Below are 25,383 nucleotides of genomic sequence, written 5' to 3'. Positions count from 1 at the left end.
GAACTCAACGGACGACCACGCCAAACCCTCGACTGGCAGAATCCAGCCGAGGTACTCCACAAACACCTAGTCGCAACAGCCGCTTGAAACCGCCGCCCGGCAACCGGCCGATTTCCTGAAACCCGAGTGGATCATGCGCCGCGGGCTGAGGTGAGGCGCGACGAGGCGCGGCGCGGTGAGGTGAGGCGCGACGAGGTGCGGTGAGGTGAGGCACGACGAGGCGCGGCGCGGTGAGGTGAGGCGCGGTGGGGCGCGTTGCGGCGAGGCGAAGCGAGGGCGTGGCGAGGGCTCGGACGAGCCGTGACCAGGGTCAGGGCTGGGGCGACCGTCCCCGGCGCAGGGATCAAGCCTGACCGCCCGGAGCCGGGGACGGTCGCCCCAGCCCCCACCGCAACCAGCGCCAACGCCAAACGCCAACGCCAAACGCCAACGCCAAACGCCAACGCCAAACGCCAACGCCAAACGCCAACGCCAAACGCCAACGCCAAACGCCAACGCCAACGCCAGCGCCAACGCCAACGCCAGCGCCAACGCCAGCGCCAACGCCAGCGCCAAACGCCAACGCCAGACCGCCGTACCCCCTGGGAAAGCGGGATACGGCGGTCTGGCGTGGTACGGCGGACCCTCAGGAACCGGGGGTGTTGTTGGCTCCCTTGGCGGTGGCCGCGAGGTAGTCGCGGTTGAGCCGGCCGATGGTGTTCAGCGGGATGCCCTTCGGGCAGGCCGGGGTGCATTCGCCGGCGTTGGTGCAGCCGCCGAAGCCGGCCTCGTCGTGCGCGTCGACCATGCCGATCACCCGGGTGTAGCGCTCGGGCTGGCCCTGCGGCAGCAGCGAGAGCTGGGTGAGCTTGGCGGCGGTGAAGAGCATGCCGGAGCCGTTGGGGCAGGCTGCCACGCAGGCGCCGCAGCCGATGCAGGCCGCCGACTCGAAGGCGGCGTCGGCGTTGGCCTTGGCCACCGGCGTGGAGTGGGCTTCGGGTGCGCTGCCGGTCGGCGCGGTGACGTAGCCACCAGCCGCGATGATCTTGTCGAAGGCGCTCCGGTTGACGACCAGGTCCTTGACCACCGGGAAGGCGCTGGCCCGCCACGGCTCGATGTCGATCGTCTCGCCGTCCTTGAACTGCCGCATGTGCAGTTGGCACGCGGTGGTGCCGCGCTGCGGCCCGTGCGCGTCGCCATTGATCATCAGGCCGCACATGCCGCAGATGCCCTCGCGGCAGTCGTGGTCGAACGCCACCGGGTCCTCGCCCGCGAGGATCAGCCGCTCGTTGAGCACGTCGAGCATCTCCAGGAACGACATGTCCGGGGACACGTCGTCGACCGGGTAGGTCACCATCCGACCCTTGTCCTCAGGGCCCTTCTGGCGCCAGATGCGCAGGGTCAGGTTCACTTGTAGCTCCGCTGCGTGGGGTGGACGTATTCGAACTTCAGGTCTTCCTTGTGCAGCACCGAGGGCTCACCGTCGGCGGTGAACTCCCAGGCCGCCACGTACGCGAACCGGTCGTCGTCGCGCTGCGCCTCACCGTCGGGGGTCTGGTGCTCGGCCCGGAAGTGGCCGCCGCAGGACTCCTCGCGGTGCAGGGCGTCGATGCACATCAGCTCGGCCAGCTCGAAGAAGTCGGCCACCCGACCGGCCTTCTCCAGCGACTGGTTGAGTTCCTCGCCGCTGCCGGACACCTTGACCCGCTGCCAGAACTGCTCGCGCAGGGCACGGATTTCGTCGATCGCCTTGCGCAGCCCGGCCTCGCTGCGCTCCATGCCGCAGTGTTCCCACATGATCTGGCCCAGTTCCCGGTGGAACGAGTCCACGGTCCGGTCGCCGTCGACAGCGAGCAACCGCTGGACGCGGTCCTCGACGTCGGTGCGCGCCTCGACGGCCGCCGGGTGGCTGGCGTCGACCTTCTCCAGCGGACCGGAGGCCAGGTAGTTGGCGATGGTGGTGGGCAGCACGAAGTAGCCGTCGGCGAGGCCCTGCATCAGCGCCGAGGCGCCGAGCCGGTTCGCGCCGTGGTCGGAGAAGTTCGCCTCGCCGATCACGAACAGGCCGGGGATGTTCGACTGGAGGTCGTAGTCGACCCACAGGCCGCCCATCGTGTAGTGCACGGCGGGGTAGATGCGCATCGGGACCTCGTACGGGTCCTCGCCGGTGATCCGCTCGTACATCTCGAAGAGGTTGCCGTACTTGGCCTCGATGGCCTTGCGGCCCAGCCGGCCGATCGCGTCGGCGAAGTCGAGGTAGACGCCGAGCTTCGTCGGCCCGACGCCCCGACCCTCGTCGCACACGTTCTTCGCGGCGCGGGAGGCGATGTCGCGGGGGACCAGGTTGCCGAAGGAGGGGTAGATCCGCTCCAGGTAGTAGTCCCGCTCGTCCTCCGGAATGTCCTTCGGGCTGCGGTCGTCACCCTTGGTCTTCGGCACCCAGACCCGGCCGTCGTTGCGCAGCGACTCGCTCATCAGGGTCAGCTTCGACTGGTGGTCGCCGGAGACCGGGATGCAGGTCGGGTGGATCTGCGTGTAGCACGGGTTGGCGAAGTACGCGCCCTTGCGGTGCGCGCGCCAGGTGGCGGTGACGTTGCAGCCCTTGGCGTTGGTGGAGAGGTAGAAGACGTTGCCGTAGCCGCCCGAGGCGAGAACGACGGCGTCGGCCATCTCGGTGCTGATCTCGCCGGTGACCATGTCCCGGACGACGATGCCGCGGGCCTTGCCGTCGACGAGGACCAGCTCGAGCATCTCGTGCCGGGTGTTCATCTCGACGTTGCCAAGGCCGATCTGCCGTTCGAGCGCCTGGTACGCGCCGAGCAGCAGCTGCTGGCCCGTCTGGCCCCGGGCGTAGAAGGTGCGCTGCACCTGGGCGCCACCGAAGGAGCGGGTGTCCAGCAGGCCGCCGTACTCGCGGGCGAACGGCACTCCCTGGGCGACGCACTGGTCGATGATGTTTACCGACACCTCGGCGAGCCGGTGCACGTTCGACTCCCGGGAGCGGAAGTCGCCGCCCTTGACGGTGTCGTAGAAGAGCCGGTGCACGGAGTCGCCGTCGTTGCGGTAGTTCTTCGCCGCGTTGATGCCGCCCTGTGCCGCGATGGAGTGCGCCCGGCGCGGGCTGTCCTGGTAGCAGTAGGACTTGACGTGGTAGCCCTGCTCGGCCAGGGTCGCGGCGGCGGAGCCGCCGGCCAGGCCGGTGCCGACCACGATCACCGTCATCTTGCGGCGGTTGGCGGGGTTGACCAGCTTGGCCTCGAAGCGCCGGGTCTCCCAACGCTTCTCGACCGGGCCGGCGGGAGCCTTGGTGTCGGCGATCGCGTCGCCCTCGGTGAAGAGTTCCATGTCAGGACACCAATCCGGTGAGTACGGCGAACGGGACCACCAGGTACCCGGCGCAGAGCAGCACGGCGAAGATCAGAGCCGCGGTACGCGCCCTGCGCTCGCCGCGTGGCGTCTGCTGGCCGAGGCTGCGGAACGCGCTGAACGCGCCGTGGCGTAGGTGGAAGCCCACCGCGAGGATGGCCAGCGTGTAGAAGAGGGTGACGTACCAGCGCTCCGGGGCGAAGTCGGCGACGACGTTGCCGTACGGCTTGCTCTCGTCGCCGACCGGGTTCAGCGTGCCGGTGGTCAGGTCCAGCAGGTGGTAGATCACGAAGAGCAGGATGATCACCCCACCCCAGCGCATCGTGCGGGCCGCGTAGCTGCCGTTGACCTTCTTGCGGTGGGCGTACTTGACCGGGCGGGCGGCGCGGGCCCGACGGGCCAGCACGGTGGCGGCGACGATGTGGGCGACGACCGCCACTACCAGCACGGTGCGCAGGATCCACAGGAACCAGACGCCGGGCAGCAGCGGCTTGCCGATGTCGCGCAGCCAGTGCGCGTAGTGGTCGAACGAGGTCTCCCCCGTGAACACCTTCAGGTTGCCGAGCATGTGGGCGATGAGGAACAGCGCCAGCAGGATGCCCGTCACCGCCATGACGGCCTTGAGGCCGACGTTCGAGCGGATGGGCGACCGAGTCTTCGTGATTACCACAGGACCGACGCTAGGAGCACTTCGATCAGTCGTCCAATGCATCAAACTCGCAGTGTTGATAGCCGTAGGCTATGTAGATGCAGCTCCATCAGCTTCGGTACTTCGTCGCGGTGGCCGAAGTACGACATTTCACCCAAGCCGCCGACCTCGTGGGCATCACTCAGCCTTCTCTCAGTAAGCAAATTCACGCTCTGGAGGCCGACCTCGGCGCACCACTGTTCGAGCGGGTAAGGGGCAACATCGCCCTCACCGCGGCGGGTGAGGTGCTGCTGCCGTTGGCCACCCGGATCCTCGCCGACGTGGAGACCGCGACCCGGGAGGTCCAGGAGCTGGTCGGGCTGCGCCGGGGTCGGGTCCGGCTCGGGGCCACCCCCAGTCTGGCCACGTCGCTCGCCCCGCCGGTGCTGCGCCGGTTCCGCGACGCGCACCCCACCGTCGACCTGAAGGTCGAGGAGGGTGGCTCGCAGGATCTGGTGCGCGACCTGCTCCGCGGGGACCTCGACCTGGCCCTGATCATCATGCCGGCGCAGGGGGCCGACCCGGGGCTGCGCGTCGACCCGATCCTGCGGGAGAGCCTGGTGGTGGCCTCGGTGGGGGAGGTGCCCACCGCGTCGACGACCGGGGAGCTGCGCATCACCGACCTGCGGGACCAGCCGATGGTGATGTTCCGTGAGGGGTACGACCTGCGTGACGCGACCATCCAGGCGTGTCGGGAGGCGGGCTTCGAACCCACCTTCGCTGTGGACGGCGGCGAGATGGACGCGGTGCTCAGCTTCGTCGAGGCGGGCCTCGGCATCGCTCTCGTGCCCGGCATCGTGCTGGCTCGCCGGCCGGGCGTGCGGATCACCCCGCTCGCCCCGCCCGGGGTGCGGCGGACCATCGCGGTGGCCCGTCGGCGTGACGTCGTACCCACCCACGCCGGTCGGGAACTTCGGCGCATCCTGCTCGACTACATCCAGTCGGCGATCGACCTCGGCGAACTGCCCCCGGGCGTCGAGCCACTGACCTGACCCCGGGGCGCGCCACCGCAAGGAGGCCGGACGGGGGGCCGCCGCCGCGAAGAGGTCGGCAGCGGCCCGGCCGTCGGCTCAGCGGCCCTCGGCGTCGTCCATCGCCCGGTAGATCCGCTGCTCGGAGACGGGGTACGGGGTGCCCAGCGCCTGGGCGAAGACGTTCACCCGCAACTCCTCGATCATCCAACGGATCTGCCGGACGGCCGACTCCTGGCGGCGGGCCGGCGACAGGTTGGCGAGCAGGTCGGCGTACTCCTTCTGCACCACGGCGATCCGGTCCTGCTGCTGGCGGTCCCGCTGCGGGTTGCCGCCCAGCCGCTCCAGTCGACGCTCGATGGCGGTGAGGTAGCGCAGCAGGTCGGGCAGGCGCGCGTACCCGGTCTCGGTGATGAAACCGGCGTGCACCAGCCCGGCGAGCTGGTTGCGGATGTCGGCCAGCGCTGCCACCACGGCGAGGTTGCGGGTCGCGCCGAGCCGCTGCTCGACGGCGTACGCGGAGGCGAGGACCTTGCGGACCCGGTCCATCACCTCGACGACGGTGTCGACCAGGTCGGCGCGGACCTTCTCGCGCAGGGCCGCGAAGCCGTCGGCGTCCCACGCCGGCCCGCCGGCCACACCGATCAGCCGGTCGATGGCCGCGCCCGCCGCGTCCTCGATCAGCTCCTGCACGCCGCCGTGTGGGTTGCGGCTCAACGCCAGCTTCGCCTCGTTGTCCAGCCGCCCCTGCAGGAACCGCGCCGGGGACGGCACTGTGAGCCGCAACAGCCGGCGGGTGCCGGCCCAGTGCGCCGCCTCCGCCTCGGCGGGGGAGTCGAACACCCTCACCCCGACCGTGGCGCCCTCGTCGACCAGCGCCGGGTAGGCGGTGACCGCGTAACCAGCGCGGACCTGCTCGATGGTCCGGGGCAGCGTGCCGATGCTCCACTCGCGCAACCCGGTGCGGGCCACCTCCGGTGCGGCAGCCGCCACCACCTGGCGTACCTCCTGACGGAGTTGGCGTTGCAGGGCCGGCAGGTCCTTGCCCTCGGCGAGCGGCTTCTCGTCGTCGCCGAGGACCCGGAAGGTCACCCGCAGGTGCGCCGGGAGCTTGCCCGGCTCCCAGGCGTCGCGGGGCACCGTCACCCCGGTCATCCGCCGCAGCTGCCGGGTGAGCGCGTCCAGCAGCGACTCCTCGCCGGGAGTGATCGCCGCCAGGGCGGCCCGTGCGTAGTCCGGCACCGGGACGAAGTTGCGGCGGATCGCCTTGGGCAGCGAGCGGATCAGCGCGATCACCGTCTCCTCGCGCAGCCCCGGCACCTGCCAGTCGAAGGTCTCCGCCGGCACCTGGTTGAGCAGCGGCAGCGGGATGTCCACAGTGACGCCGTCGTCCGGCGTGCCCGGCTCGAACCGGTAGGTCAGCGGCAGGCTCACCCCGTCGGCCTGCCACTCGTCCGGGTAGTCGTCCTCGTCCACCCCTGGCCGGCCGTCGTTGATCAGCAGGTCACGGGTGAAGGTGAGCAGGTCGGGTTGCTCGCGGCGGGTCTTCTTCCACCAGCTGTCGAAGTGCCGGCCGGAGGACACGTCGGCCGGGATCCGCTGGTCGTAGAAGCCGAAGATGGTCTCGTCGTCGACCAGGATGTCCCGGCGCCGGGCCCTGCTCTCCAACTCCTCGATCTCGGTGAGCAGCCGTTTGTTGTCCGTCCAGAACTGGTGGTGGGTCTGCCAGTCGCCCTCGACGAGGGCGTGCCGGATGAACAGCTCCCGGCTCAGCGTCGGGTCGATCCGCCCAAAGTTGACAGTTCGGGAGCTGACCAGCGGGACGCCGTACAGGGTGACCTTCTCGAAGGCCATCACCGCGGCCTGCTTCTTCTCCCAGTGCGGTTCGCTGTAGCTGCGCTTGACCAGGTGCTGCGCCAGCGGCTCGACCCACTCCGGCTCGACGCGGCCGGCGATGCGCCCCCACAGCCGGGAGGTCTCCACCAACTCGGCGGCCATCACCCAGCGCGGCGGCTTCTTGAACAACGCCGACCCGGGGAAGAGCGCGAACTTGGCGCCCCGCGCCCCCAGGTACTCGTGTTTCTGGGCGTCCTTGAGGCCGATGTGCGACAACAGGCCGGGCAGCAGCGACTGGTGCACCTTCGGGGTGTCGATCTCCTCCGGCAGGTCCGCGCCACCCCGGCGGCTCTCACCCCGGCCGGCGTCCGCGCCGTCGGCGGCGTCGCGCGCCGGCCGCCCACCCCGTCGGTCGCCGTCGGAAGGGGTACGCAGCACCTGGCGCAGCTGGCTGACGATGTCCTGCCACTCGCGGATCCGCAGGTAGTTCAGGTACTCCGCCTTGCACATCCGGCGGAACGCGCTGGACGAGAGTTCCCGCTGCTGCTCGCGCAGGTAGCGCCACAGGTTGAGGAAGGCGACGAAGTCCGACTCCTTGTCGGCGAACCGGGCGTGCGCCTGGTCCGCCTGTGCCTGCTTCTCCGCCGGCCGCTCCCGCGGGTCCTGGATGGAGAGCGCGGCGGCGATCACCAGCACCTCGGTGGCGGCGCCGTTGCGTTCGCCCTCGACCACCATCCGGGCCAGGCGCGGGTCGACAGGCAACTGGGCCAGCCGCCGGCCGAGTGCGGTGAGCCGCTTCGCCGGGTCGGCCTCGGTCGGGTCCAACGCGCCCAGCTCGTGCAGCAGGTTGACGCCGTCGGTGATGTTGCGCTTGTCCGGTGGGTCGATGAACGGGAACGCGGCGAGGTCGCCGAGCCCGATCGCTGTCATCTGGAGGATGACCGACGCCAGGTTGGTCCGCAGGATCTCCGGGTCGGTGAACTCGGGCCGGGAGAGGAAGTCCTGCTCGTCGTAGAGGCGGATGCAGATGCCGTCCGAGGTACGACCGCAGCGGCCCTTGCGCTGGTTCGCCGACGCCTGGGAGACCGGCTCGATCGGCAACCGCTGCACCTTGAGCCGACTGGAGTAGCGGGAGATGCGGGCGGTGCCCGGATCCACCACGTACTTGATGCCGGGCACTGTCAGCGAGGTCTCCGCGACGTTGGTGGCGAGCACCACCCGGCGCGAGGAGTGCGCGGCGAAGACCCGGTGCTGCTCGGCGGAGGAGAGCCGCGCGTACAACGGCAGGATCTCGGTGCCGAGTAGTGAACGCTTCTTCTGCACGAGCTTGCCCAGCGCGTCGGCGGTGTCCCGGATCTCCCGCTCACCGCTGAGGAAGACCAGGATGTCGCCGGGGCCCTCGGCGGCCAACTCCTCGACGGCGTCGCCGATCGCCTGGATCTGGTCGCGGACGGTCTCCTCGTCGCCGTCGCCGTCCTCCTCGCCCTCGGCGAGCTCGACGAGAGGCCGGTAGCGCACCTCCACCGGATAGGTACGCCCGGAGACCTCGACCACCGGCGCGGGCACACCCTCCGGCTCGTCGGCAGTGGGTGGCCCGGCGAAGTGCCTGGCGAACCTGTCGGTCTCGATGGTCGCCGAGGTGATGATCACCTTGAGGTCGGGTCGTCGGGGCAACAGCTCCCGCAGGTACCCGAGGATGAAGTCGATGTTGAGGCTGCGCTCGTGCGCCTCGTCGATGATCAGCGTGTCGTACTGGCGCAGCATCCGGTCGGTCTGCAACTCGGCCAGCAGGATGCCGTCGGTCATCAGCTTCACCAGGCTGCGCTCGCTGACCTGGTCGGTGAAGCGCACCTTGTAGCCGACCACGTCGCCCAACTCGGTGCCCAACTCGTCGGCGATCCGGTCGGCCACCGTCCGGGCGGCCAACCGCCGGGGCTGGGTGTGCCCGATCAGGCCGTGCACCCCGCGCCCCAACTCCAGACAGATCTTGGGAATCTGGGTGGTCTTGCCGGAGCCGGTCTCGCCCGCCACGATCACCACCTGGTGATCGCGGATGGCAGCGGCGATGTCGTCCTTGCGCTCACTGACCGGCAAGCCCACCGGGTACGTGATCACGGGCACCGCCGCCTGCCGAGCGGCGAGGCGCTGCTCGGCCCGGACCAGGTCGGCGGTTATCTCGGTCAGCGCCGCCTCCCGACGCTGCGGGTCGCGCAGCCTGCGGGCACCGTCCAGTCGCCGCTGGAGCCGGCGCTGGTCGCGGAACATCAGAGGTGTGAGGCGGCGGTGCAGCTCGCGAACGGGGTCGGACGCGACGGAGGCGGTTGGATTCTGCATGTCGTGCCCAAGGATAGGCAGCCCGGCGGCGCGCCGCCCCTGGGTTACCGAGCGGCCGGCTTTCCGACGGCCACCTCCGGTCCCTTGACGGCCACGAGCGGGCCCTAGAGTTGGCGGCCGACGTCGAGCGCTGGGGGAGCCGGATGGAGATGCGCGACACCGACCGTGCGTTGGTGCAGGCCGCCACCGCGGTCTCCAAGCTGCGTTGCCGCAGCCAGCACCACACTGTCGCGTCGGCGGCCCGGACCGCTGACGGTCGGGTCTTCACCGGGGTGAACGTCCAGCACGCCACCGGAGGGGCCTGCGCCGAACTTGTCGTGATCGGCACGGCCGCCACGCAGGGCGTCACCGCGCTGGAGACGATCGTCACTGTCGCCGACCGTGGCCGCGAGGTCGTCGCGCCCTGTGCCGGGTGCCAGCAGGTGCTGCGGGACTACTTCCCGCAACTGCTGGTGGTCGTCGGCCCGATGGACGCCCTGCGGGTGATCCCGCTCAGTGAGTTGCCGGCGGATACCGGCAGCGGCTCGGCCGGCTGACCAGGTCGGGGGTCAGTCCCCGGAGGCCGCCTCCAGCATCGACTGCGGCACCGGCACGCTCTCGAACCGCACTGTGCCCTCCGGAAGCAGCCACGACGTGACCCGCGCGACCAGGCGACCGGCCCGCACGGCGGGGTCGTTGGCGAACAGCGCGCGGGCCTCGTCCGGGGCGATGGACAGCACCACGAAGCCCCGCAGCTGCTCGTCGTCGGGGTGCAGGAACGGCCCGGCCGCGAGCACGAGTCCCTGCTGCACGAGGCCCGCCTGGTGGGCCAGGTGCGCGTCCCGCAACCGGTCGATCGCGTCCTGCGGCAGTTCCGGCGGATCCGACGGCCGGGTCAGCAGGACGACCGTGTGCTGGTCGAATCGCATGAGCCAACAGTAGGCGCGCGGCCCCCTTCGCGCGGGCGTCTGCCCTGCTCAGCCTGCCGCGGATCGATGAGCGCCAGTTAGGTGGCCCTCAACTGAGCGGCTAAGGTTAGGCGAACCTAAGCGTGAACGTGCAGGAGACTCGTGACCACCCTCGCCACCCGGCCGACTCAGGCCCGCAACCGGTCCGGCACCCGCACCGGCCGCCGGGTGGCCGTCACCGTCGCGGCCGCGCTGGTGCTCCTGCTCACAGTGCTGGCCAGTTTCGCCCTCGGCAGCCGACAACTCGGCGTCGACCAGGTCTGGCACGCGCTCGTCGCGCCGGACGGCGGCGACGCCAGCACCATCGTGCGTGAGCTGCGGATGCCCCGGACCGCCCTCGGCCTCGCGGTAGGGCTCGCGCTCGCCGTGGCCGGGGTGCTGTTCCAGGCGCTCACCCGCAACCCCCTCGCCGAGCCGCGCATCCTCGGCATCAGCGCGGGCGCGTCGTTCGGGGTGGTGCTCGCGATCTCCGTCTTCGGCGTCGGCACGCTCGCCGGGTACGTCTGGTTCGGCATCGCCGGGGCCCTGATCGCCGGGCTGCTGGTCTTCGCCATCGCCACCCGCGCCCGCGAGGGCGCCAGCCCGGTCACCCTCGCGCTGGTCGGCGCGGCGCTCGACGCCAGCCTGGCCTCCGGGGTGTACGCGCTGCTCAGCATCGACGCCCGCACCTTCGAGGAGTACCGCTTCTGGGTGGTCGGCGGGCTAGCCGGCCGGGACCTGTCGGTCGCCGCGCAGGTGCTGCCGTTCGTCCTCGTCGGGTTGGTGCTGGCCGCCCTGGTGGCCCGGGGCCTGGACGCGCTGGCCCTCGGCGACGACGTGGCCCGTGGTCTCGGCCACCGGATCGGCCTGGTCCGCCTCGGTGGTGGCCTCGCCGCCGTGCTGCTGACCGGCGCCGCGGTCGCCGCCGCCGGACCTGTCGCGTTCGTCGGGCTGGCCGTGCCGCACCTGGCCCGCGCCCTGGTCGGCGCGGACCACCGCTGGACCCTCGCCGTCTCCGCCCTGCTCGGGCCGGCGCTGCTGCTCGCCGCCGACATCGTCGGTCGGCTCGTCGCCCCGCCCGGCGAGATCCCGGCCGGGATCGTCACCGCGCTGATCGGCGCGCCACTGCTGGCCGTGCTGGTCCGCCGCGCCCGGGTGGTGACCGCGTGACCACCACCCGCCGTTCCTCCGGCCCCGCTGGCTCGCCCGGCCCCGCTGGCTCGTCTGACTCATCTGGCTCGGCTGGCTTGTCGGTCGCCGGCTCGGCTGGTGCCGTCCGTGGCGGCGTGCCGGGACGCTCGCTGCTGCGCGTCGGCCCGGTCAGCCTGCTGATTCGCCGACGCGCGGTACTGGTGGCCGCCGTGCTGACCGTGCTGCTCCTGCTGGCCGTCGTCCTCAGCCTCTCGCTGGGCACCCCGTACGTCGCCCCGGCAGACGTGCTGCGCGCCCTCTCCGGAGCGGGCACCCCGTACGACCTCGTGGTCTTTGATCTTCGGCTGCCGCGGGTGGTGCTGGCGGCCGTGGCCGGTGCCGCCTTCGGCGTGGCCGGCACGCTGATCCAGAGCGTGGCCCGCAACCCACTCGCCAGCCCGGACGTCATCGGCATCACCCAGGGCGCCGGCCTCGCCGCGACAGTGGCGCTGACCAGCGGAATGGCCGCGGTGCTGGTGGCGCCCACAGCGCTGGTGGGCGGGCTGCTCGCGGCGGTGCTGCTGTTCGCTCTCGGGGCCCGGCACGGGCTGGCCGCGCAGCGGTTCGTGCTCGCCGGGGTGGCGGTCGCGTTCGGCTTCCGGGCGCTCACCGAGGTGGTGATGCTCACCGCCGACCCGATCGACGGGCTGCGCGCGCAGATCTGGCTGATCGGCACGCTGGCCGGCAAGGGCTGGACCGAGGCCGCCTGGATCGCCGGCACGCTGCTGGTGCTGCTGCCGGTGCTGGCCTGGGCCGGCTGGGCACTGAACAGCAGCGCCCTGGACGACGACACCGCCCGGGGTGTCGGGTTGCGCCCGGTGGCCCGCCGGATCGGCCTCGCCGGTACTGGCGTACTCGTCGCCGCGATGGTCACCGCCCAGGTCGGCGCCGTCGACTTCGTGGCGCTGGTCGCCCCGCAGGTGGCCCGTCGCCTGGTACGCGCCGAACGACCACCGCTGGTCTGCGCGGCGCTGCTCGGCGCACTCCTGCTGGTGCTGGCCGACCTGGCCGGCCGGCGCCTGTTCGCACCCACCCAACTACCCGCCGGTGTGCTGACCGCCGCGATCGGCGGCCCGTACCTGATCTTCCTGCTGCTGCGTGGCCGGCGGCGGTCGTCGTGACGCCTCAAGGAGTCGTGTGATGCTCTCCACCCGCGACCTGGTCGCCGGCTACGACGAGCGGACCGTGCTCGACGGGCTCGACCTCGACCTGCCCACCGACGCGTTCACAGTGATCGTCGGGCCCAACGCGTGCGGCAAGTCCACACTGCTGCGCACGATGGCCCGGCTACTCACTCCCCGCCGCGGCACGGTGCTGCTGGACGGCACCGCCATCCGCGACCTGCCGACCCGGGAGGTAGCCCGCCGCCTCGGCGTCCTGCCGCAGAGCCCGCTGGTGCCCGAGGGCGTCACCGTGGCGGACCTGGTCGGGCGCGGCCGACAGCCCTACCAGCGGTGGTGGCGGCAGTGGTCGTCGGAGGACGGCGCGGCGGTGGACCAGGCGATGGCCCTCGCCGACGTCACCGACCTGGCCGACCGACCGGTGGACAGCCTCTCCGGCGGTCAGCGGCAACGGGTGTGGATCGCCATGACCCTCGCCCAGGACACCGACGCCCTGCTGCTGGACGAGCCGACCACATTCCTCGACCTGGCCCACCAGGTGGAGGTGCTGGACCTCCTGCACCGGTTGCGCTCCGAGCGAGGCCGCACAGTGGTCGCCGTGCTGCACGACCTGAACCAGGCCGCCCGCTACGCCGACCACCTGGTCGCCATGCGCGACGGCGCCGTGGTCGCCGCCGGACCACCCCGGGAGATCCTCACCGCCGACCTGGTCCGCGACGTCTTCGGGCTGGCCTGCGTGGTGGTGCCCTGCCCGGTGACCGGCGCACCGCTGGTGGTGCCCGCCTACACCGGCGGCAACGCTCCGTCTCCCGCTGCCGCTCCCGCTGCCGCGTCGGGCGGCGCGGTCGCCTCGCCGGGTGGCGCTGGTGACCCGGCCGCTGCGCCCGCCGGCGCGGAAGACCCCGATTCGTCGACGGCGTCCGTACCGGACGCCCGACCCTCCACCGGCGACGCGGCCAACCCGCTCGCCGGCTCGCACCCCTCGAAAGGACTCTGATGCGTCGTCTCGTCGCAGCTCTCGCCGCGGCCGTCGCCCTCGGCGCCGGCCTCACCGCCTGCGGTGAGAGCGACCCGGTCGCCGGCTCCACCACCGGGGACACCCGGGAGATCACCCACGCCATGGGCACCACCAAGGTCCCGGCCGAGCCCAAGCGCGTCGTCGTGCTCGACACCGACAAGATCGACACGGCGCTGTCGCTGGGCATCACGCCCGTCGGCGCGGCCACCGCAGGTGAGGCGAAGAGCTGGCCCACCTACTTCGGCGCGGACAAGCTCGCCGGCATCAAGGAGGTCGGGGTGCTCACCGAGCCCGACCTGGAGGCGATCAACGCGCTGAAGCCGGACCTCATCCTCGGCAGCAAGTTCCGCCAGGAAAAGTTCTACGACGAGCTGGCAGCCATCGCGCCGACCGTGTTCACCGACAAGGTGGGCATCACCTGGAAGGACAACCTCCTCCTCGACGGCAAGGCGCTCGGCCGTGAGCAGCAGGCCAAGGATCTGCTCGCCACGTACGAGAAGCGGGCCAAGGACTTCGGCGCGACGCTCGGCGACGCCGCCGCGCGCAAGGTCTCCATCGTGCGGTTCCTGCCCGGCAACATCCGGGTGTACGGCCCGGACTCGTTCTCCGGCATCGTCATCGGCGACACCGGCCTGGGCCGCCCCGAGCGGCAGCTGCTCGCCAACAAGGAGGACAAGCGCTTCGACCTGGTCAGCCCCGAGCGGGTCAACGAGGTCGACGGTGATGTCATCTTCGTGACCGCGTACGGCGACAAGGCCGCCGCCGAGCAGACCAAGGTCGCCGGCGGGACGCTGTGGAAGGGCCTCGGCGCGGTCAAGGCCGGCAAGGCGTACCCCGTCTCCGACGAGGTCTGGATGACCGGCATCGGCGTCGGCGCCGCCAACAAGATCCTCGACGACCTGACCAAGTACCTCCCCGCCGCCTGACACCCCACCAGCGCCGCCCGCCGGCGTGGTGCACATCCGACCTCTAAAGATCCGCGCAAGTTCGGTGAAAGTGCTGACTCCTGAGCTGTTCAGGCAGCAGGATCCCCGAAGTTGCGCGGATCTTGGAGCGTCCGAGGTCTTTGCCTGCGTCAGCGGGTGCGGGACCGGATGGCTCGACGGAGTTCGGCGAGGAAGCCGTCGAAGTCCTCGCGAAACCGCTTTGCCGTGACGTGCAGGACGATCCAGTCCTCACCGAGCAGTCGGTTGAGGCGGCGTCGGTCTCGATGGAACTGCTCGGGATCGTCATGCCACAACCCGTCGTACTCAACGGCGACCTTGAGGTGCGGCCACGCCAGATCGAGACGGGCCACGAACCTCCCATCGCGCTCGACCACGAATTGCGTCACGGGCGTCGGCACCCCGGCGAGCACTATCCGCACGCGGAGCCGGGACTCTGGGATCGACTCCGCGCCCGCGTCGGCCAGCTCAGCCACACGCGCCATCCGTTTCCAACCCCGGTTGCCGATCCGTGTTCGGGAGTCCGCGCGCAGTCGAGGGAGCGCCACCAGCTGTTGTCTGGCAAGGCGATCTACGACGGCGACGGCGTCCTCCGTTGGCAGCCACTGGGCCAGGTCCCAACAGGTGCGCGTCGGCGTGGTCAGCGGGATGCCCTGACGTACGGCGACGTCGGTCGTGGTGATCGCGCCGGTGTGCACGACGAGCCCTGAGACCGGACCGAACCGCTTGCCGGCGGGCACGAGCACGTCGATGGGCTCGTGGTCGGCGACCGGCGCCGCGCCGTACAGCGCCGCCGCACTGCGACCAGCGATCGCCGCGCCTGATGGCAGAACCCACAGTGCCGCGGCGGCACAACGAGTGCGGTGGGTGACCGCCAGCCGAGCATCAGCGTAGACATCCCGGAACAGCGGACGCCACGCCCTGCTGCGCAGCTCTGTCCGGGTCAACAGGCCTTGGGCAACGACGCGGGAGCCGCGAAAGACGCGTCCCTGAAGGCTCGCCGGCCGTCGTGGGGGAACAGGCATGACAGACACCATGACCGGCGTTCGCATTCACCCGCAGCCCCTGTGGATAACCCCTGAACCAGGGCGGACCGCCAAGATCCACGCAACTTCGCTCTTCTTGCTGCCTCGCCGCGACGCGAGACAGCAGCATCCCCGAAGTTGCGCGGATCTTGGGCGGATGAGGTGGGCGGGTGAGGTGGAGGGGGTGGGAATGGGGGTGGGTTAGGCGGCGGTGGACCAGATGGCGCGGAAGGCGGCGGCTTCGCCGGAGAGCCATCGTTCGATCTGGTCGGGCTTGGCGTCGGTGGGCATGCGGTGGGCCAGGCCGCGGCGGACGTCGACCAGGACCGGCTCGGCGTGCGGGAGCACCGCGTCCATGTGTCGGGCCATCAGGTGCAGGGTGGCGAGCACCGATTCCTCGCTCGGTGGGGCCTCGTCGAAGTGCAGGCGGACCGCTTCGGCGCGGCCGTCGGCGTGGCGTACCCCGAAGTGGGGGTTGATCTTGACGGGCAGGTCACCCAGCATCGCCAGGGCGTCGCGGGTCTGGGCGAGATCGAGGGCGGCCGGCTCGCCGAGGGAGTGCAGCCAGGTAGTGGCGCCGGGGACGAGCGTCTGGTAGAGCGGGCGCCATCGAGGCTTGACGATGTCAGCCACCCCGGCCAGGTGGGTGCCGCCGGTGTGGAAGGCGATGTCGGCCTTGAGCGCCTTGACGAACTGGCCGTGCGGGTTGAAGCCGGACCGGCTGGCGCGCTGCTTGCGCAGCCCGCCGACGAAGGTCGCCTTTGTGGGGCCGGTGCGGTCGACGTAGCGGGTGAAGCCGAGCAGTGTGGCGTAGGGGGTGAGGGGCGTCGAGGCGGGCGCGGTCACGGGCGTCCTCCCAGGTCAGGATCTCTATTAGTACATACATTCTAATCGACGGGTCTGACATTGCCCAGCGAAGATGAGAGGGTGTGCCGCCTCCTGGCAACCGGACGAATCGCCCAGCCGGGCGAGTGTCGTGGGGCGCCGCCGGTCGGTCGGCGCTGACGGATCTGGTTCACCGTCTGGCATCCGTCGGCCTGCCGGCTGGGGAAGCTGGCTGATCAGAGGAATAGCCGCCCGGGGGGCGGAACGCTGTCTTGCTCGCGTTCGCGATGCCACAAAATTTGTCCTACTTGTGGCGTTATTGTGCGTTGTGGTCATCGATGAGGCGTCCAGGGTCACCATCCCTGGCAGGGGTACGGCGGTGCGGACCGTCCAGTCCGCCGACCCCGCAGCTGACCGGGACCGCTACCTGGACCTGCTGCGGACGATCGCCCTGGCCCGCGTCGTGATCTTCCACGTCACCGGTTGGATCTGGCTGAGCCTGCTGGTGCCGGCGATGGGTCTGATGTTCGGCGTCGCCGGTTCGTTGATGGCGGCGTCACTCGACCGGCGCGGTCCGGCGGCCGTGCTCCGGCGGCTGCGCCGGCTGCTGCTGCCGTACTGGGCGTTCGGCGCGATCGCACTGGTGGTGCTCTCCGTCGGCTGGCGTCCACTGCCGAGTGGCGTGGCCGGATGGGCTGAACTGCTCTGGTGGGTGCTACCCCTGCGGGTGCCGCCGGTGGGCGGGCAGTCCTGGGCCTGGGTGTTCCACATCGGGCTCTGGTACGTCGTCACCTATCTGTGGTTGGTGCTGCTCTCGCCGGTGCTGTTGTGGCTGTTCCGCCGCTGGCCGTGGCCCAGCATCGGTGTCGCGACCGCGCTGCCGGTCGGGATGCATCTCGCCGGAGTGCACGCCGGCTACTTCGTCGCCGCCTACCTGTCCTGCTGGCTGATGGGCTTCGCCCACCATGATCGGCTGCTGCACCGCGTTCCGTGGCGTTGGTACGGGTGCCTCGTGGCCGGCCTCGCCGGGGTGGGCGGCACCTGGGTGGTGGCCGCCATGGTGACCGGCCGGGCCGTCGACCTCAACCACATCGCGGGCGGCACCACACTGTGGTCGATGGCTCTCGTCGCAGTGCTACTGAGGGTGCAGCCCCGGCTCGTCGGCCGGGTGCCGCTGGGCGCCGTGCTCCGGGTGGTCAACGCTCGAGCGGTCACCATCTACCTCTGGCACATCCCGGCCAGCCTCGGGATGTTCCTGCTGCTCGCGCCGATGCTCCCGTACAACTCGGTGGCCTCGATCGCGCTGCGACTGACCGGGGTGTGCCTACTGACCGCCGGGGCGGTGCTGCTGTTCGGCTGGATCGAGGACGTGGCCGCCCGGCGTACGCCGGCACTGTTGGTTCCTCGGCCGGGCGCCGCCGGTCGGCACCGCGCCGATCGACAGGTCAGAGCTGGCCGACGTCGGTGATCCGCACGACCGCCGCGCCGACCTCGTCCGAGGCCGCCAGGTCGATCTCGGCGCTGATGCCCCAGTCGTGGTCGCCGTTGGGGTCGTCGAAGCTCTGGCGGACGGTCCACCGTTCCCGCCCCTGCTCGATCATGAGCAGCGCCGGCCCTCGGGCGTCCGGCCCGACGCCGATCGAGTCGTACTCCTCGAAGTACGGCGCCAGGGCGTCGGCCCACGCGTCGTAGTCCCAGCCGTCCTCGGCGTCCAACTCGGCGAGCAGGTCCCAGCGGCGAAGCGCTGCCAACTCGACGCGTCGGAACAGGGCGTTGCGCACCAACACCCGGAACGCCCGCGCGTTGCGGGTCACCGCCGGTGGCCGGTCGGTCAGTGCGGCGTGCGCCTGGGCGACCTCGGCCACGTCGGACGGGTTGCGCAGTCGTTCCCACTCGTCGATGAGGCTGGAGTCGACCTGGCGGACCAGCTCGCCCAACCACTCGATGAGGTCGATCAGCTCCTCGGTCTTGGCGTCCTCGGGCACTGTCTGACGCAGCGTCTTGTACGCGTCGGCCAGGTAGCGCAGGACGAGACCTTCCGAGCGGGTCAGCCCGTAGAACTGCACGTACTCGGTGAAGGTCATGGCCCGCTCGTACATGTCGCGGACGACGGCCTTTGGGGAGAGTTGGTGGTCGGCGACCCAGGGGTGCCCCTGCCGGTACATCTCGTACGCGGCCTCCAGCAGCTCGGCGAGGGGCTTCGGGTGGGTCACCTCGTCGAGCAGCTCGATGCGGGCCTCGTACTCGATGCCCTCGGCCTTCATGGCGGCGACCGCCTCGCCGCGCGCCTTGAACTGCTGCGCGGAGAGGATCTGCCGGGGGTCGTCGAGGATCGACTCGATCACGCTCAGCACGTCGAGCGCGTACGACGGGGACTCGGCGTCGAGCAGTTCGATGGTGGCCAGCGCGAGGGGGGAGAGCGGCTGGTTGAGGGCGAAGTCGAGCTGGAGGTCGACGGTGAGCCGGATCCGCCGGCCGGTCTCGTCCGGCTCGGGTAGCTCCTCGACGACCCCGCCGGCGCGCAGCGCCCGATAGATGGCGATCGCGCGGCGAATGTGCCGGCGCTGCGCGGCGGGCTCCTCGTGGTTGTCGGTGAGCAGGTGCCGCATCGCTGTGAACGCGTCCCCGGGCCGGCCGATGACGTTGAGCAGCATCGAGTGGCTGACCTGGAAGCTGGAGGTCAGTGGTTCCGGCTCGGCGTCGACGAGTCGGTCGAAGGTGGGCTGGCCCCAGCCGATCGAGCCCTCCGGCGGCTTCTTGCGGACCACCTTCCGCCGCTTCTTCGGGTCGTCGCCGGCCTTGGCGAGGGCCTTCTCGTTGTCGATGACGTGCTCGGGGGCCTGCACGACGACCCGGCCGATGGTGTCGTAGCCGGCCCGGCCGGCCCGCCCGGCGATCTGGTGGAACTCCCGGTTCTTCAGCAGCCGGGTGCGGACCCCGTCGTACTTGGACAGGCCGGTGAACAGCACGGTGCGGATCGGCACGTTGATGCCGACGCCGAGGGTGTCGGTGCCGCAGATGACCTTCAGCAGGCCGGCCTGGGCGAGGGTCTCCACCAGGCGGCGGTACTTGGGCAGCATGCCGGCGTGGTGCACGCCGATGCCGTGCCGGACCAGCCGGGACAGGGTCTTGCCGAAGCCGGCGGTGAACCGGAAACCACCGATCGCCTCGGCGATCATGTCCTTCTCGGCGCGGGTGCAGACGTTGACGCTGGTCAGCGCCTGGGCACGTTCCAGCGCCGCGGCCTGGGTGAAGTGCACGACGTACACCGGCGCCTGCTTGGTCTCCAGCAGTTCCTCAAGCGTCTCGTGCAGCGGCGTCATCGCGTACGAGAAGATGAGCGGGACCGGACGCTCCGCAGTGCGCACGACGGCGGTCGGGCGCCCGGTGCGCCGGGTCAGGTCGTCGACGAAGCGGGTGGTGTCCCCCAGGGTGGCGGACATCAGGATGAACTGGGCCTGCGGCAGTTCGATGATCGGCACCTGCCACGCCCAGCCTCGGTCGGGCTCGGCGTAGAAGTGGAACTCGTCCATGATCACCTGGCCGACGTCGGCCTTCGTGCCCTCGCGCAGCGCCAGGTTCGCCAGGATCTCCGCGGTGCAGCAGATGATCGGGGCGTCGGCGTTGACGCTGGCGTCGCCGGTGAGCATGCCGACGTTCTCGGCCCCGAAGACCTCGCAGAGCGCGAAGAACTTCTCCGACACCAACGCCTTGATCGGCGCGGTGTAGAAGGTCGTCCGGCTGTCGGCGAGGGCTGCGAAGTGCGCGGCGATCGCCACCAGGCTCTTACCCGAGCCGGTGGGCGTGTTCATGATCAGGTTGGCGCCGGAGACGATCTCGATGACCGCCTCTTCCTGATGGGGGTAGAGGTCGAGGCCGCGCTCCTTCGCCCAGCTGGCGAACGCGTCGAAGAGGGTGTCGGGGTCGGCGCTTGTCGGCAGCGCGGCGGTGAGCGTCATAGCCTGTCCATGGTGCCTGGATCATGCCCCGGTACGCCAACCCGGCCCGCACCGGATCCCCGTCCGGGCGTCCCGAACGCTCCGCTTTGCTCCTGTTCGGGCGTTTCGTCGGTCACCGTCGGCGGTACAACAGGTCCGCGACCGGCCGACCGGCAGTGATCGCCCGACGCTCGAACTTCGTCACCGGCCGGTGCGCCGGTCTCGGCGCGAAGCCGCCGTACGTGTCCACCAGCTCCGGGTCGGCCTCCAGCGTCTCCCGCATCGCCTCGGCGTACTCGGCCCAGTCGGTAGCGCAGTGCAGCACGCCGCCGGGGCGCAGCCGGGACCGCAGCAGCGCCACGTGCGTCGGCTGGATGATCCGCCGCTTGTGGTGGCGGGACTTCGGCCACGGGTCCGGGAAGAAGATGTGCACGGCGTCCAACACGCCCTCAGGCAAGCCGTTGACCAGTGACAACGCGTCGCCCTCCGCCACCCGTACGTTGCGCAGGCCACCGCGCTCCACCAGGTGGAGCAGGTTGGCGATTCCCGGCGTGTGCACCTCGACCGCCAGATAATCTCGATCCGGGTCGGCGGCAGCCATCGCAGCGGTGGTGTCGCCCATGCCCGAGCCGATCTCCAGCACCACTGGCGCCCGGCGACCGAACAGGTCGGCCAGGTCGACGGGCAGCACAGGTCCGTCCGGCACATCCAGGCCGTACGCGGGCCAGAGCCGGCTCAGCGCGTCGGTCTGCCGGTCGCTCATCCGACCCCGGCGGGGGTGGAACGTGCGGATCGTCCGGCTCGCGGGCGGGACGGCGGGGTCATGTTCGGTGGCGGTCACAGCGACCCGAGCGTACGCGACGCCGCCGGCGGATCGGATGTGATGTGCGACCGGAAATGAGAGGATCCAACTGGTACGGCAGGTCGGGTGCTCCACCGCCCGACCCGGCCGCACGGCGTCGAGAGGGGGCATCGTGACAGTGACCCGCGGCGTCGTGACCCTGTCGCTGGTGACCGTGCTGGCCGGCCCCCTGCTGGCCACCACACCCGCCCTCGCCGCGCCCGAGCGGGCTGTCGCCGTCGCGCCGGCACCGCAGCCCGGAGGGCCGCCCGGCGGAGCGCCTCAACCGACGCCGGCGGTGGACATCTTCGTCGAGGTGAGCCCCAGCACGGTGCAGCCCGGCTACCTGGTCGGCATCCGGGCCAGTTGTCGGGACAACTCGGTGGGCGCCACGGTGGTCTCCGACGCCTTCGGGGCGGTCGGCGTGCAGCCGCAGCGCGGGGTGCTCACCGCCGCGCCGATGGTCCGCGAGCGCACCCGCCCCGGCAACTACCGGGTCAAGCTGGAGTGCCGCGACGGCGAGACCGCCTCGACGATGCTCCAGGTGGTCAAGAAGATCCCCAACCAACCCAGCCGTGGTCCGGCGACCGGGTTCGGTGGGAGCAGCGGCGGGATCACCGGCAAGCTGCTGCTGCCCGGCGGCGCGGCACTGATCATCAGCGGGCTGATCCTCGCCGTGATGGCGATGCGCCGCCCCCGAGCCGCCGCGCGTCGCTGAGCCCGCCATGACGATCTTCCGCCCCACGCCGCCGCCAGCGGGTTCACGCCCGCCGTCGCCCGGTCGTCCCGCCTCGCCGCCGGACGCTGCCCGCCAGCCGTTCGCCGGCCGTCCCGCCTTGCCGCCCGATGACGTTCGGCTGCCGGTGGACGACGGTTGGCCGGACTCCGACCGTCCGTCAGGTCCCGAACGCTCGTCGCGTTCCCAGCGCCCGCCGGATCCCGACCGCCCCTCGGTGGCAGCGCGTCCGGCGACCGCCGTCGCCCCCCGGCGTAGTCGTCCCTCCGGCCGCAGCCCCTGGTCCGTACCGTTGGCAGTGGTGTTGGTGTTGGCTGGGGTCTTCGCCACCGGGGCGGGGCTGGGCCGTTCGGTGGGCCCGTTCGACCTGGCCCCGACCGGCGGTGACCGACCGGCCCGCAGTGAGTCGGTCGGGTTGTCGGCCAGTCGCCCGGTGCGCCTCTCCGTGCCAGCGATCAAGGTGACCGCGCCGGTGGCACCCGTCGGGCAGGCGCGCGACGGCTCGATCGCCGTACCGCCGCTGGAACGGCACAACGAGACCGGCTGGTACGACCGGGGGCCCACCCCCGGTGAGCCTGGCCCGGCGGTGATCGTCGGGCACGTGGACACGAAGACCGGCCCGTCGGTCTTCTACGACCTGGGCAAGCTGCACCCCGGCGACCTGATCGAGGTGGCGCGGGCGGACGAGTCGGTGGTGGTGTTCCGGGTCGACACCGTGGAGCACTTCCCGAAGGACCAGTTGCCCGCCGAGCGGATCTACGGCAACGACGGGCCACCCGGGCTGCGGTTGATCACCTGCGGTGGGCAGTTCATCGGGGGCCGCACCGGCTACGCCGACAACGTCATCGCCTTCGCCACCCTCCAGTCCTCCCGCAAGCCCTGAGATCGACCCCGTCTCGGCGTCAGCGGGTGCCTGGAGTGCCGCGGTCGCAACGACTGTCCGCAGCTTGACTGGGCTATCGAGCTGACCGCGGAAATCGGCTCAGTCATTTTTTAGAAGCGGTGACTGTCAAGCCGCCAGGGCAGGCCCGCCCTGGCGGGCACCCCACTGCGTCGCCGGGTCCGGTCAAGGTCGTGCTCGAACAAGGATGTAGTGGCCTCGCGGTGGAGAGGAGGGGACTAGATCCAGGATCGAGCGCGATCAAGGCGCCGGGTGCCGCTCGATACCCGCTTCGACGCGCCCGAACCGCCCCGAACCCGTCGTTGCATGGCCAAGATCCGCGTACTTCCGGGGAAACTGCTGCCTGGCGACGTGTCGAGGCGGGGAAATTCGTCCGGTTTTGAGAGGCCGGCCGCGAGGCCTGCTAGGGCTGGGGGACGTGCAGGGCCACCTCGAACTCCAGCAGGCTGGCGCCGGTGGAGACCGGAGGGCGGGGTTTGTCGCCGGGGGCGGCGGCGTGGGCGGCGCGCGACGGGCCGGCGGCCCACGCCTGGAACGCCTCTTCGCTCTCCCACTTCGTGTAGACGAAGTAGCGGGTCTCGCCGGCCACCGGGCGGAGCAGTTCGAAGCCGAGGAAGCCGGGGGAGTTCTCCACGGTGCCGGCCCGGGCGGCGAACCGCTTCTCCAACTCCGCGCCGCCGCCGGGCGGGACGTCGATTGCGTTGATCTTCACGACTGCCATCTGCCCACCCTAGCCAGCGGACGCGGCACCGGGGCGGCCGCCCGTGGCATCGGACCGGCAGTGGGAACGACCGGGTGGGCTCAGAACGTCTCCACCGCCGGGACCAGGTCCACGTCGACCACGATCGGCGCGTGGTCGGAGGGGCCCTTGCCCTTGCGGGCCTCGCGGTCCACGTACGCCGAGCGGACCGCTCGGGCGAACGGCGCGGACGCGTACACCAGGTCGATTCTCATGCCCTTGTTCTGGTGGAACATGCCGGCCCGGTAGTCCCAGTAGGTGAAGGGGTGTGGGCCCTTCATCGGGGTCGGCACGACGTCGCTGAGGCCCAGGTCGCGCAGCGCCGCGAGGGCTGCCCGCTCGGCCGGGGTGACGTGCGTGGAGTGGGTGAAGACCGCCGGGTCCCAGACGTCGGCGTCGGTCGGGGCGACGTTGAAGTCGCCGCAGACCGCCAGCGGCAACCCGCCGGCCAACTCGGCGTCCAGCGCGTCGCGCAGCGCCGCGAACCAGGCCAACTTGTACGCGTAGTGCGGGTCGTCCGGCGTCCGGCCGTTGGGCACGTACACCGACCAGACCCGCACCCCGTCGCAGGTGGCGGAGATGGCCCGGGCCTCGGGCTCGGGAAAGCCGGGCTCGTCGGCGAACCCGACCCGGACGTCGCCCAGCCCGACCCGGGACAGGATGGCCACCCCGTTCCACCGGCCGTCGCTGTGGCTGGCCACTGTGTAGCCCAGCTCGCCGACCTCGGTCACCGGGAAGGCACCGTCCGGACATTTCGTCTCCTGAAGGCAGACGACGTCCGGCCCGGTGTCGGCCAGCCACTCCAGCAGGCGGGGTAGGCGGGCCTTCACCGAGTTGACGTTCCAGGTCGCCAGGCGCATGCCCCCAGCCTGCCGTATCCGACGCCGCGACGCCCGGTCAGCTGCCCGGGGTGTCGCCGGGACGGGTCTGTTCGGCCAGGAACCGTTCCAGTTCGGCGCCGAGTTCGTCGGCAGTGGGCAGCGGGCCGGCATCCGGGGCGAGCAGGCTCTTCTCGCCCCGACCCCGGGCGAACGCGTCGTACTGCTCCTCCAGGGCCTGGACCAGGGCTGCGGCGTCCTCGGTCTGCGCGACCTGCCGGTCGATCTCCACCCGGACCACCTCGGCGGCCGAGCGCAACCCGTCGCCGGGCAGCAGCAGCCCGGTGCTGCGCGACACCGAGGTGAGCAGCACCTCGGCGGCGGCCGGGTACTCGGTCTGCGCCACGTAGTGCGGCACGTGGGCGGCGAAGCCCAGCGCGTCGCGGCCCTGCTCGCCGAGGCGGAACTCCAGGAGGTGACCGACGCTGCCGGGCACCTGGACGCGTTGCAACCAGGGCTCGTAGCCGGCGATCAGTTCGGGGCGGGTGGCGTGCGCTGTCACCCCGGTCGGCCGGGTGTGCGGGACCGCCATCGGGATCGAGTTGAGCCCCACTGTGAGCCGGACGTCCAGCCGGGCGGCGAGCCCGGCCACGGCGGCCACGAAGCGCTCCCACTGCAGGTCCGGTTCGGGGCCGGTGAGCAGCAGGAACGGGGTCTCGTCGTCGTCCTGCAGGAGGTGCAGCTCCAGCTGGGGCGCGTCGACGCTCTCCCAGTGGTCCTCGACGAATGTCATCACCGGTCGTCGCGATCGGTAGTCGAAGAGCTGGTCGACGTCGAACGTGGCGATCGGCCGACCCTCCAGCGAGGTGAGTAGCTGCTCACGCGCCAGTCGGCTGGCGTTTCCGGCGTCCACGAACCCGGTGAGGGCCTGGATGAGGACCGGCTGCCCGAGGTCGGGCAGATCGTCGGTGAGCTGGTAGAGCTCGTGTGGGTCGAGCACCGGTGCGGACCTCCCTGAAATGTGCCTGCGGGGCGCCGTCGCGACGGAGGGCACCCGTTCGGGCAACGTACCCGCCATCCTGGCGCATTCCTGCGTCGGGCGATCCGTTGGCCGGGTGGTGGGCGTGACCGGACTAATCGGCTGTTTACGCCACCAGGCCGAGCCTCATGGCCGATCGGCCGAGGG

21 protein-coding genes are annotated in these 25,383 nt (G+C 71.1%); 9 read left to right on the top strand and 12 right to left on the bottom strand.

Translation table 11 applies throughout. The annotated features are described in order from the left end of the window. Window positions 1-625: 625 nt before the first annotated feature. Genes AB0C19_RS20240 through AB0C19_RS20230 form a run of 3 tightly spaced genes read right to left on the bottom strand, consistent with a single transcriptional unit; the run spans window position 626 to window position 4,057 of the window. Complete coding sequence (locus AB0C19_RS20240) at window positions 626-1,390, bottom strand: succinate dehydrogenase/fumarate reductase iron-sulfur subunit (protein ID WP_091401529.1); 765 nt, start codon at window positions 1,388-1,390, stop codon at window positions 626-628. After that, window positions 1,387-3,324, bottom strand: coding sequence for a fumarate reductase/succinate dehydrogenase flavoprotein subunit (locus AB0C19_RS20235; protein ID WP_357187466.1), 1,938 nt, complete (start codon window positions 3,322-3,324; stop codon window positions 1,387-1,389). The genes AB0C19_RS20240 and AB0C19_RS20235 overlap by 4 nt, the downstream gene beginning before the upstream one ends. Before the next feature lies 1 nt (window position 3,325). Further along, window positions 3,326-4,057, bottom strand: a complete 732-nt coding sequence (locus AB0C19_RS20230; protein WP_357187463.1) for a succinate dehydrogenase cytochrome b subunit — start codon at window positions 4,055-4,057, stop codon at window positions 3,326-3,328. A gap of 35 nt (window positions 4,058-4,092) precedes the next feature. Between AB0C19_RS20230 and AB0C19_RS20225 the strand changes: the two genes are divergently transcribed. Next, window positions 4,093-5,025, top strand: a complete 933-nt coding sequence (locus AB0C19_RS20225) for a LysR family transcriptional regulator (RefSeq protein ID WP_238686239.1) — start codon at window positions 4,093-4,095, stop codon at window positions 5,023-5,025. A 78-nt stretch (window positions 5,026-5,103) separates the two neighbouring features. Here AB0C19_RS20225 and hrpA read toward each other — a convergent pair whose 3' ends face one another. Next, entirely contained in the window at window positions 5,104-9,174 is a 4,071-nt protein-coding gene (gene hrpA / locus AB0C19_RS20220; protein ID WP_357187459.1) for an ATP-dependent RNA helicase HrpA, read from the bottom strand. Window positions 9,175-9,317: 143 nt separating this feature from the next. Between hrpA and AB0C19_RS20215 the strand changes: the two genes are divergently transcribed. Then, complete coding sequence (locus AB0C19_RS20215; protein ID WP_357187456.1) at window positions 9,318-9,710, top strand: cytidine deaminase; 393 nt, start codon at window positions 9,318-9,320, stop codon at window positions 9,708-9,710. Window positions 9,711-9,722: 12 nt separating this feature from the next. Here the strand turns inward: AB0C19_RS20215 and AB0C19_RS20210 are convergent, their stop codons facing one another. Next, window positions 9,723-10,082 (bottom strand): YciI family protein, encoded by a 360-nt coding sequence (locus AB0C19_RS20210; protein WP_357187453.1) that lies wholly within the window; start codon window positions 10,080-10,082, stop codon window positions 9,723-9,725. Between the two features lie 141 nt (window positions 10,083-10,223). Between AB0C19_RS20210 and AB0C19_RS20205 the strand changes: the two genes are divergently transcribed. From AB0C19_RS20205 to AB0C19_RS20190, 4 genes are all read left to right on the top strand, one after another. Beyond that, entirely contained in the window at window positions 10,224-11,270 is a 1,047-nt protein-coding gene (locus AB0C19_RS20205; protein ID WP_357187450.1) for an iron ABC transporter permease, read from the top strand. A gap of 116 nt (window positions 11,271-11,386) precedes the next feature. Continuing rightward, window positions 11,387-12,412, top strand: a complete 1,026-nt coding sequence (locus AB0C19_RS20200) for an iron ABC transporter permease (protein ID WP_357187447.1) — start codon at window positions 11,387-11,389, stop codon at window positions 12,410-12,412. A gap of 19 nt (window positions 12,413-12,431) precedes the next feature. Continuing rightward, window positions 12,432-13,409, top strand: a complete 978-nt coding sequence (locus tag AB0C19_RS20195; RefSeq protein ID WP_357187444.1) for an ABC transporter ATP-binding protein — start codon at window positions 12,432-12,434, stop codon at window positions 13,407-13,409. Continuing rightward, window positions 13,409-14,356: an iron-siderophore ABC transporter substrate-binding protein gene (locus AB0C19_RS20190; RefSeq protein WP_357187441.1), complete on the top strand. Its 948-nt coding sequence runs from the start codon at window positions 13,409-13,411 to the stop codon at window positions 14,354-14,356. The genes AB0C19_RS20195 and AB0C19_RS20190 overlap by 1 nt, the downstream gene beginning before the upstream one ends. A 149-nt stretch (window positions 14,357-14,505) precedes the next feature. On the opposite strand, the gene AB0C19_RS20185 is transcribed toward AB0C19_RS20190, so the two are convergent. Both AB0C19_RS20185 and AB0C19_RS20180 read right to left on the bottom strand, forming a co-directional pair. Continuing rightward, window positions 14,506-15,321 (bottom strand): hypothetical protein, encoded by an 816-nt coding sequence (locus tag AB0C19_RS20185; RefSeq protein ID WP_357187438.1) that lies wholly within the window; start codon window positions 15,319-15,321, stop codon window positions 14,506-14,508. Window positions 15,322-15,600: 279 nt separating this feature from the next. Continuing rightward, a complete protein-coding gene (locus AB0C19_RS20180) occupies window positions 15,601-16,245 on the bottom strand; it encodes a hypothetical protein (RefSeq protein WP_357187435.1) in 645 nt (214 codons plus the stop codon). Between the two features lie 358 nt (window positions 16,246-16,603). Between AB0C19_RS20180 and AB0C19_RS20175 the strand changes: the two genes are divergently transcribed. Further along, window positions 16,604-17,692: an acyltransferase gene (locus tag AB0C19_RS20175; RefSeq protein ID WP_357187433.1), complete on the top strand. Its 1,089-nt coding sequence runs from the start codon at window positions 16,604-16,606 to the stop codon at window positions 17,690-17,692. Here the strand turns inward: AB0C19_RS20175 and AB0C19_RS20170 are convergent. Continuing rightward, window positions 17,670-20,183 (bottom strand): DUF3516 domain-containing protein, encoded by a 2,514-nt coding sequence (locus AB0C19_RS20170; RefSeq protein WP_357187431.1) that lies wholly within the window; start codon window positions 20,181-20,183, stop codon window positions 17,670-17,672. The two genes, AB0C19_RS20175 and AB0C19_RS20170, sit on opposite strands and share 23 nt — an antisense overlap. 112 nt (window positions 20,184-20,295) lie before the next feature. Then, window positions 20,296-20,925, bottom strand: a complete 630-nt coding sequence (trmB, locus tag AB0C19_RS20165) for a tRNA (guanosine(46)-N7)-methyltransferase TrmB (protein WP_357187495.1) — start codon at window positions 20,923-20,925, stop codon at window positions 20,296-20,298. Window positions 20,926-21,133: 208 nt separating this feature from the next. Between trmB and AB0C19_RS20160 the strand changes: the two genes are divergently transcribed. Beyond that, entirely contained in the window at window positions 21,134-21,721 is a 588-nt protein-coding gene (locus tag AB0C19_RS20160) for a hypothetical protein (protein ID WP_357187492.1), read from the top strand. Window positions 21,722-21,956: 235 nt separating this feature from the next. Beyond that, entirely contained in the window at window positions 21,957-22,622 is a 666-nt protein-coding gene (locus AB0C19_RS20155) for a class F sortase (protein ID WP_238682885.1), read from the top strand. Between the two features lie 421 nt (window positions 22,623-23,043). On the opposite strand, the gene AB0C19_RS20150 is transcribed toward AB0C19_RS20155, so the two are convergent. The 3 genes from AB0C19_RS20150 to AB0C19_RS20140 all read right to left on the bottom strand — a co-directional run bounded on the left by AB0C19_RS20150 (window position 23,044) and on the right by AB0C19_RS20140 (window position 25,197). Beyond that, complete coding sequence (locus tag AB0C19_RS20150) at window positions 23,044-23,361, bottom strand: antibiotic biosynthesis monooxygenase (RefSeq protein ID WP_210781367.1); 318 nt, start codon at window positions 23,359-23,361, stop codon at window positions 23,044-23,046. Between the two features lie 80 nt (window positions 23,362-23,441). Then, on the bottom strand, window positions 23,442-24,239 hold the full coding sequence (locus AB0C19_RS20145) for an exodeoxyribonuclease III (RefSeq protein ID WP_357187426.1): 798 nt from the start codon (window positions 24,237-24,239) through the stop codon (window positions 23,442-23,444). A gap of 37 nt (window positions 24,240-24,276) precedes the next feature. Continuing rightward, on the bottom strand, window positions 24,277-25,197 hold the full coding sequence (locus tag AB0C19_RS20140) for a PAC2 family protein (protein WP_357187424.1): 921 nt from the start codon (window positions 25,195-25,197) through the stop codon (window positions 24,277-24,279). Window positions 25,198-25,383: the final 186 nt, after the last annotated feature.

Origin of the sequence: Micromonospora sp. NPDC048842 (assembly GCF_040649935.1) — a bacterium.
Classification (GTDB): domain Bacteria; phylum Actinomycetota; class Actinomycetes; order Mycobacteriales; family Micromonosporaceae; genus Micromonospora; species Micromonospora hortensis.
The sequence above is the reverse complement of the archived record's forward strand: the minus strand, read 5'-3'. Positions and strand labels throughout refer to the sequence as shown.